Origin of the sequence: Massilia sp. LC238 (genome assembly GCF_000735635.1) — a bacterium.
In the GTDB taxonomy this organism is placed as follows: domain Bacteria; phylum Pseudomonadota; class Gammaproteobacteria; order Burkholderiales; family Burkholderiaceae_D; genus Telluria; species Telluria varians.
The window spans coordinates 362,094-371,151 of the sequence record NZ_JNNN01000078.1; the positions used below are offsets into that span (position 1 = coordinate 362,094).

General features: G+C 65.4%; 6 protein-coding genes. 4 read left to right on the top strand and 2 right to left on the bottom strand.

What is annotated here, in order from left to right:
* Positions 1–2,916, bottom strand: coding sequence for a pitrilysin family protein (locus FG94_RS22885; protein WP_036216474.1), 2,916 nt, complete (start codon positions 2,914–2,916; stop codon positions 1–3).
* 92 nt (positions 2,917–3,008) lie between these two features.
* Complete coding sequence (locus FG94_RS22890; protein ID WP_036216477.1) at positions 3,009–5,684, bottom strand: EAL domain-containing protein; 2,676 nt, start codon at positions 5,682–5,684, stop codon at positions 3,009–3,011.
* 354 nt (positions 5,685–6,038) lie between these two features.
* On the opposite strand from FG94_RS22890, the gene ribBA reads away from it, so the two are divergent.
* The 4 genes from ribBA to FG94_RS27460 all read left to right on the top strand — a co-directional run bounded on the left by ribBA (position 6,039) and on the right by FG94_RS27460 (position 8,939).
* Positions 6,039–7,145 carry a bifunctional 3,4-dihydroxy-2-butanone-4-phosphate synthase/GTP cyclohydrolase II gene (ribBA, locus tag FG94_RS22895; RefSeq protein WP_036216480.1) on the top strand — a complete coding sequence of 369 codons (1,107 nt, stop codon included), beginning with the start codon at positions 6,039–6,041 and terminating at the stop codon, positions 7,143–7,145.
* 65 nt (positions 7,146–7,210) lie between these two features.
* Entirely contained in the window at positions 7,211–7,690 is a 480-nt protein-coding gene (ribH, locus tag FG94_RS22900; protein WP_036216482.1) for a 6,7-dimethyl-8-ribityllumazine synthase, read from the top strand.
* A gap of 127 nt (positions 7,691–7,817) precedes the next feature.
* Complete coding sequence (gene nusB, locus FG94_RS22905) at positions 7,818–8,288, top strand: transcription antitermination factor NusB (RefSeq protein WP_036216485.1); 471 nt, start codon at positions 7,818–7,820, stop codon at positions 8,286–8,288.
* 186 nt (positions 8,289–8,474) lie between these two features.
* A complete protein-coding gene (locus tag FG94_RS27460; RefSeq protein WP_152571084.1) occupies positions 8,475–8,939 on the top strand; it encodes a hypothetical protein in 465 nt (154 codons plus the stop codon).
* Positions 8,940–9,058: the final 119 nt, after the last annotated feature.

The window sequence follows — 9,058 nt, forward strand, 5'->3', positions numbered from 1 at the left end:
TCAACCGCCCGGCGCCGCGCTGTTGGCGCCGGAGGCCGCCACCGCAGTTGCGGCCTGTTGTTCGGGATTGAGCACCACCTGCACGTAGTTCTGCTGGTTGAAGTAGCGCCGCGCCGCAGCGCGGATCTCCTCGCCTGTAATCGCCTGCACCTGCTTCTCGACCTCCAGGATCGCGCCCGGGTCGGTGCCTTCGCTCAGCGCCGACTGCAGGTGCGACAGCCAGTAGCCGTTCTCGCGCAGCGAGCCGCGGTGGTTCTGGATCCAGTTGCGCTTCACCTTGTCGAGGTCGCCCATCTCGGGCCCCTCGGCCTGCAGGCGCGCGATTTCGGCGAAGGTCGTCGCGATCACCTTGTCCACATTCTCGGGGCCGGTCGGCAGCGTGACGCCGATCGAGTAATTCCCGTACGGAATCTTGCTCAGCACGCCAGACGCGCCGCCGCCGTAGATCAGCGCCATCTTTTCGCGCAGCACGTCGATGATGCGCAGGTTGAGCACCTCGAGCAGCGCCGCCAGGCGCAGCTGTTCATCTTCGCTGAACTCGGCCTTGCCGGTGAAGGTCAGCGACACCGTGCTCTTCGGCTCGGAGCCGCTGCGCACCTCGCGCTTGACCACGCCCGTCGCCGGACGCAGGCCGACGTCGCGGTAGGCCACCGTGAGCTCGGGTGTCGGCAGGCTGCCGAGATAGGTCGCCAGCAGCGGCTTGAGGGCGGCCACGTCGAAGCTGCCGACCAGGATGAAGGTCAGGTCGCGGGCGCTGGAAAAGCGCTGGCGGAAGATGTCGATGCTGCGATCCAGGTCGATCTGCTCGTATTCCTCGGCCTTCAGGGTGCGCGGCGCGCGCGGGTGCATGTTGTACAGCGCCGCCATCACCGCGTCGCCGAAGCGCGCGCCCGGCTGCGCGGTCTGGTTGCGCGCCTGCTCGACCTGCTTGCCGACATAGGAGCGGAACAGGTCTTCGTCGCGCCGTACCCCCTGGAACTTCAGCCAGGTCAGCTGCAGCATGGTCTCGATGTCGGTCGCGCCCGAGGCGCCCACCACCACGTCGGTGTAGTTGGCCAGGCCGACGTTCACCTGGGCCGCCTTGCCCGCCAGGATCTTGCGCATGTCGAGCGGGGTAAAGTCCTTCACGCCCATGCTGGCCACGATCGCATTCGCGAAACGCGCATTCAGGATGTCCTGGTCGCCGAACAGGCTCTGGCCGCCGAAGCGGGCGGCGCTCATCAAGACCTGGTCGTTGCGGAAATCGGTCGGCTTGAGGATCACCTTGACCCCGTTCGACAGCGTCAGGCGGGTCAGGCCGAGCGCCTTGTCATGCGACTCGGCCACGATGCTGCCGGGCTTCGGCGGGCGCTCCATCAGGCGCGCCGCCACCGCCTTCTCGTCGTGCGGAAGGAGTTCGGCGCGCTCGGCGCCGGCCACCGCCGCCAGCAGCTGCGCGCCTTTCGGGGTGTCGGGACGGGTCACGCCGGTGTACAGCACCAGCTTGCCCGAGTCCGCCGGAATGGTGCGGCGCGCGTAGGCATTGACCTCGTCCAGGGTGATGCCGGGCAGCAGCTCCTTGACGTAGCGGTATTCGGCGTCGATGCCGGGGATCGCCTCCTGCTGCAGGAAGTTGCGGATGTATTCGGCGGCATAGGTGCCGGAATCGCTCTTGGCGCGCTCGTTCCAGGCCTGCTCGTAGTTGCGCATCAGGCTCTTCTTGACCCGCTCCAGTTCCGCCGCGCCGAAACCGTAGCGGCGTGCGCGCTCGTTTTCCTCGACCAGGGCGGTGAGCGCGGTTTCGGCGCCGCGCGGCCCCAGCGCGGCCGAGGCGTTGTACGAGCGGTAGCGCGGCGTCAGCTTGCCGAGCGAGCTGCTGGCGCCCATGAAGGGCGGCTCCGGCAGCTGCGACAGTTCCTGCAGGCGCTGGTTGAGCATGGCGGAGAACAGCGATTGCACCAGGTCGTCGCGGTAGGCGCGGATGGTGCCGGCTTCGACCACCGGCTGGACCGGGTAGCGGATCAGCACCGCATTGCCGGTGGCCTCATTGTCGGTGATCACCAGGGCCTGGGTGGCCTGGCGCGCCGGGATCTCGGCATAGGCGCGCGGACGCGCCGGCACCGGGTTCTTCAAGTGGGCGAAATGCTTCTTCACCAGCTGTTCGGCCTGCAGCGGATCGATATCGCCGACCGCCACCACCGCCATCAGGTCGGGGCGGTACCAGTCGCGGTAAAAACGGGTCAGGGCGTCCGGCTTGAAGCTGCGCAGCACCTCCTCGGTGCCGATCGGCAGGCGCTCCGCGTACTTCGAGCCGTTGAAGATCGCCGGCATGATCTGCTTGCTCATGCGGTCCAAGGCGCCTTTGCCGAGGCGCAGCTCTTCCAGCACGATGCCGCGTTCCTTCTCGATCGCATCCGGGTCGAAGCGCAGGCCGTGGGCCCAGTCTTCCAGCACCTGGAAGGCTTTCGCCACGTGCTCGGGCTTGTCGGTGGGGATCGGCAGGATGTAGACGGTCTCGTCGAACGAGGTATAGGCGTTCAGGTCGGCCCCGTAGCCGACGCCGATCGACTGCAGGTAGGACACCAGCTCATGCTTGTGGAAGTTGGTCGAGCCGTTGAAGGCCATGTGCTCCACGAAATGGGCCATGCCGCGCTGGTCCTCGTCTTCGAGGATGGAGCCGGCCTTGACCACCAGGCGCAGCTCGAGCTTGCGCTCGGGGCGGGCATTGCGCTGGATGTAATAGCTCAGGCCGTTGGCGAGCTTGCCCACCTTGACCTGCGGGCCGACCGGGATCGGGGCGTCCAGGCGCAGCGGCGCCGCTGCACCGGCACTGGCCTTGGCGGCGGGCTTCGCGGAAGCCGCGGCGGCATGGCCGGCCAGCGCCTGCGCACAGAGCAGCGCGGCCACGCACAGACCGCGCATGAAATTCTTGCTCATCGGGGATCCAGTTCTAGGGATGAGCACGCATTCTACCGCGCACACCCCAGGAAACTGTTGCACAGTCGTATATGCATGTCAAACCGGGCATCTCACACCGCCACGCGCCCCTTGGCCAGCAGCGCGGCCATCTCGTGCGCCGGCACCGGGCGGCTGTACAGGTAGCCCTGCATCACGTCGCAGCCGATCAGGCCCAGGAAGTCGCGCTGCCCGATCGTCTCCACGCCCTCGGCCACGACCGACAGCGACAGGCCCTGGGCCAGCGCGATGGTGGCCTGGGCGATGGCCGCGCTGCGCTGCTCGGTGGTGATGTTGCGCACAAACGTCTGGTCGATCTTCAGCTTGTCGAGCGGGAAGCGCGACAAGTAGCCGAGCGAGGAATAGCCGGTGCCGAAATCGTCCAGCGACAGCGACACGCCCAGCGCGCGCAGCTCCGCCATCTCGGTCTCGGCCACGCTGCTGTCCCCGAGCATCACGCTTTCGGTCAGCTCCACCTCCAGGTAGCGCGGCGCCAGGCCGCTCTCCGCCAGGGCCTTGCGCACGACCGTGCTCACCGAGCCGGACTTGAACTGGTTGGCCGAGACGTTGACGGCCACCCGCACCGGCGGCAGGCCGGCGTTTTGCCAGGCCTTGTTCTGGAGGCAGGCCTGGCGGATCACCCACTCGCCGATCGGGTGGATCAGGCCCGTGTCCTCGGCCAGCGGGATGAAGTCGGCCGGGGAGACCGTGCCGATCTCCTCGCTGCGCCAGCGCAGCAGGGCTTCCATGCCGACCACGCTGCCGTCGATGCGCGAGACCTGGGGCTGGTAGTGCAAGGCCAGTTCGTCGCGCTCGATCGCGCGCCGCAGGCGCGTCTCCAGCGCCAGCCAGCGCAGCGCCTGGGCATTCATTTCGCCCTTGAAGAAGCGGAAGCCGTTGCGTCCCGCGCCCTTCATCTCGGTGAGCGCGGCGTCGGCGGCCTTGAGCAGGTCGCCCGGGGCGCTGCCGTCGCGCGGGAAGATGCTGATGCCGACACTGCCGGTGACCACCACGTCGTGCTCGCCCACCGCGTGCGGCTGGGCGATGGCGTCGATCAGGCGGCGCGCGGCCAGGATGATGTCGTCGTTGTCCTTGCAATTGGTGAGCAGCAGGACGAATTCGTCGCCGGACAGGCGCGCCAGGGTGTCGGTCGGCCCGGCGATCTGGCCGACCCGGCGCGCCACCTCGCGCAGCACGGCGTCGCCCGCCGCATGGCCCAGGCTGTCGTTGATGCGCGAGAGGCGGTCGACGTTAAACAACAGCACTGCGAGCTGGCCGTCGCCCAGGCGCGCGGCGGCCATTGCCTGCTGCAGGCGGTCATTGAACAGCGAGCGGTTCGGCAGCAGCGTGAGGGCGTCGTGGTTGGACAGGAAGTCGAGCTGGTGGTGCGCCGCCTTCAGCGCCGACAGGTCGGTGGAGACCGAGACGTAGGCGGTCAGCTTGCCGGATTCATCGCGCACGGCGCTGATGCTGAGGCGTTCCGGGTAGACCTCGCCGTTCTTGCGGCGGTTCCAGATTTCGCCGCGCCACTGGCCTTCCTGTTCCAGGCAGTGCCACATGTCGCGGTAGAAAGAGGCGTCGTGCCGGCCCGAGCGCAGGATGCGCGGGGTCCGGTCCAGTATCTCGGATTCGCGGTAGCCGGTGATCTGCTCGAAGGCCGGGTTGATGGCGACGATGCGCGCCTCGGCATCGGTCATCAGGATCCCTTCCTGGGTGCTGTCGAAGACCTGGCGCGCCAGCTCGAGCCGGTGCTCGCTCTCGCGCAGGGCCTTGTCGGCGTCGGCGCGCGCCAGGGCTTCCAGCTGCAGCTGGGTGGCGTGGCGCTGCACCACGTCGTACAGGTTCAGGTTTTCATGGGCCACCGCGAGCTGGGCGGCCAGCGCGGTCGCCCAGCGCTCTTCCTCGTCGGTGAAGCTTGGGGCGCCCGGGCGGCGTGCGCAGTACAGCCAGCCGTGCGGATGCTGCAGGTCGTGCACCTGCAGGCCGAGGAAGCTGCCCATGGGTGGATGGCAGGACGGCATGCCGTCCAGCAGGGGATCGCCTTGCGCCAGGCGCAGCGGGGCCCTGGCGCGCAGCAGCATGCCGGGCAGCCGGCCCTCGTCCAGCGCGTGCGAGGCGAGCAGTTCGGGCGCCAGCGCCCAGGTGTCGAGGTGGCGCACGCCGCGTTCGCCCCGGTCGAGCAGGCACAGCGCGGCAAAATCGGCATGCAGCACGCGCCGTGCGGCGTCCAGGAAGGATGCGGCCAGGGTCTCGACACGGCGTTCGCCGATCAGGGCCAGGCACAGGCGCTCCAGCTCGGCCAGGCGCGCGCCAAGGTCGAAGGGCAGGGCGCGCTCGCGTTCCGGCGCCGGTTCCGGCACCGGCAGCGGCGGGGCGCCTTCGACCACGCCCAGCTCGAGGTTGATGGCGTCGAGGATCTGCTGCGGGTCGGCAGGCTTGGGCAGGACGGTGGCGACGCCGCTGCGCGCCGCCATCGCCTTGGTCTCGCGCTCGGCATACACTGCGGAGAAGAAGATCACGCGGATGCCGCGCAGGTCGGGATCCTGGCGCAGCTGCTGGACCAGCTCATAGCCGTCCATGACCGGCATCAGGATGTCGGTAATGATCAGGTCGGGACGCTGGGCGCGCGCCAGCGCCAGCGCCTCGGCGCCGTCTTCCGCCTCCAGCAGGCGGTGGCCGGTGAAGCCGAGCAGGGCGTTCAGGAAGGCGCGGTTGCTCGGCCGGTCGTCGACGATCAGGATCGTAGCCATTCAGTCCTGCCTTTCTTGCGAAAGCGGACTGCGACTGAACGAATGCGGAACGACCGCCATGTCTACTCCAGGAGATGGCCGCGTAGCGCCGGGGAAAGGCCTCGGCGGCACATGCGGCCGCAATGTTTTTATCATAATCGAGTCGTGCTTGAACACGCTCTTTGTTGCGTGTCGGAAACTTAGCTTAGCAATTCTCACCACATGAAAATACACACATTGTTGCATGTTGCTTGATGGCAACGTAAGTTGACGAACTCACAGTGTTGTGTTGAAGAGGATCGCCAGTGCTTCGGTTGAAAGGCGGTAAATCCTTTAAAATAGCGGATTGTGCAAAATCCGTTTCAAGGAATCCGTATGTCTATCTCCAGCACCGAGGAAATCGTTGCCGAATTGCGCGCAGGGCGCATGGTCATTCTTGTCGACGAAGAAGACCGCGAGAACGAGGGCGACCTGGTGCTTGCCGCCGATTTCGTCACTCCGGAAGCGATCAATTTCATGATCCGCCATGCGCGCGGCCTGGTCTGCCTGACCCTGACCGAAGAACGCTGCGACGAACTGGCGCTGCCGATGATGACGTCGAAGAACGGGACCTCCTTCGGCACCAATTTCACGGTGTCGATCGAAGCGGCCGAGGGCGTGACCACCGGCATTTCCGCGGCCGACCGCGCGCGTACCATCCAGGTGGCCGTGAACAAGGGCACGACGCCGGACGACCTGGTCCAGCCGGGCCACATCTTCCCGCTGCGTGCCCAGAAGGGCGGCGTCCTGATGCGCGCCGGCCATACCGAGGCCGGCTGCGACCTGACCGAGATGGCCGGCCTGACCCCGGCCTCGGTGATCTGCGAGATCATCAAGGAAGACGGTACCATGGCGCGCCTGCCGGACCTGATCGAGTTCGCCAGGGAGCACAAGCTGAAGATCGGCACCATTGCCGACCTGATCCATTACCGCAGCCAGAACGAAAGCCTGGTCGAGCGCGTGGCCGAGCGCCCCTTGAGCACCCCGTACGGCGAGTTCAAGCTGGTCGCCTACCGCGACAAGCCGAGCGGCGCGGCCCACCTGGCCCTGGTGCACGGGATACTAGCGCGCGACAAGGAAGCGCTGGTGCGCGTGCACCAGCCGGTGTCGATCCTCGACGTGCTGGGCGACTGCGCCTCGACCCACTCCTGGGACCTGGCCTCGGCCATGAAGGCGATCAAGGGCGGCGATTCGGGCGCCATCGTGCTGCTGAACTGCGGCGAGACCGCGGACCAGCTGTTCGCCCAGTTCGCCCCGCGCGACACCAGCGCCCGCAGCGCCCGCGCCGCCTCGATGGACCTGCGCACCTACGGCATCGGCGCCCAGATCCTGCGCAACCTCGGCGTCGGCAGGATGCAGCTGCTGGCCAACCCGCGCAAGATGCCGTCGATGACCGGCTTCGACCTGGAAGTCACCGGCTACCTGCCGCAGCCCAGCGCGTGATGCGGCGCGTCCGGACATAAAATCACACTACTATATACATACCAATCGAGAAGAAGAGGTCAGCCATGACGGTAGGAACTTTTGAAAGCAATCTGGCGGGTGAAGGCCTGCGCATCGGCATCGTGCAGGCACGATTCAACGCCGACATCGGCCACGGCCTGCTGTCGTCCTGCCTGGTCGAACTGAAGCGCCTGGGCGTGGCCGACGAGGATATCCTCCACATCACGGTGCCGGGTGCGCTGGAAGTGCCGCTGGCGCTGCAGAAGATGGCCGAGACCCAGCAGTTCGACGCGCTGATCGCGCTGGGCGCGGTGATCCGCGGCGAGACCTATCACTTCGAGCTGGTATCGAACGAATCGGGCGCGGGCATCACCCGCATCGGCCTGGACTACGGCATGCCGATCGCCAACGCCATCCTCACCACCGAAAACGACGAGCAGGCCGAAGCCCGCATGGCCGAGAAGGGCGCCGATGCGGCGCGCGTCGCGGTCGAGATGTCGAACCTGCTGTTCGCACTGGAAGAGCTGCAGGCCGAAGACGAATAAAGCGCTTAACAAAACCCCCAGGGCAAGGCGCATCGTCGAAGACAGTACGATAGTACGGCGAGACGATGCAACGCCGCCATGGGGGGAATTGTTAGGCGCGCTAAGAATAAGCAGTAAAGGAAACCACATGACTGACAAGACCACGCACGCCAACCCGAGCAAGAACCGCACGCCGCGCCACCGCGCGCGCGAGTTCGCGCTGCAGGGCCTGTACCAATGGCTGCTCAACAATGAACCGGCCCGCACGGTCGTCACCAACATCCGCGGCGCCCACGGCTTCGACAAGGCCGACGGCGAATTCTTCAGCGAACTGCTGAACGGCACCATCGCCACCTCGGTCGAGCTGCGCGAGGTCATCGCACCGCTGATCGACCGCGGCGTGGCCGAGCTGTCGCCGATCGAGCACGGCGTGCTGCTGCTGGGCGCCTACGAGCTGAAGAACCATCCGGAAATCCCGTACCGCGTCGTCATCAATGAAGCGGTCGAGCTGACCAAGTCCTTCGGCGGCATCGACGGCCACAAGTACGTCAACGGCGTGCTGGACAAGCTGGCCTCGACCCTGCGTCCTGACGAGGTGGGAGCGGACGCGCGCCGCTGATCGGCAGACTCTTTATCGTGATCGCAAGGCCACCGTGGCGCTGCCCCGGTGGCCTTTTTTGTTTGTTCTTATTTCATCGTAACTGTCTCAAGTAGTCTCGACATGAGGGTTGTGGAGGTCTAGGATGAGTATTCACGCGGCGTAAATACGTTTGGAGCGTCGTTCATCTCAAGAATGAAATGAATCATGATGAAATCGACTGGAAGCATCGCTTCAGCTTCACGTTTCACTCTTGCATTCGCACTCCTCCTTCAAATGGCCTCTGCAAGCGCGCAATTCTCACTCATCTTTAATATCAATGATCTGAAGTTGAGAGAAATTGAGGCAGCTTATACAACAGGTCAAGACACGAAGGAGATCGTCTGGACTACCAGTGCAAAACCGATGCCGGAAGTGCAGAAGAATAATGACGCCTGCGCTCGCCTTCCAGAATATGGGCATGGGGCGATTTGCTATCGTGTTTGCGGAGGCAGTCTAGCCAGTGAGCCAGTTCGTTGGATCTACGAATGGAGACCAGCACATCTTGGTCACGATACTCCCTGGGAGGCGTGCCTCGAAAATCAAGGATGCAAGAGTTTTAGAGAGGAATACTATCCTGACAACGGTCGGGGCTGTGGGCATTTCATGATCTGGAAGCCACAGATGAGATAGCCCCTTGAAGTACCAGACACAGTCGATGCTGTATCCTTACGGATAGGAATAAGACTGTGAGTATGACTAGAAACAACCAAACCATCGAAGTCGTGACGGTGTCCGAAGAGCGACGCCGG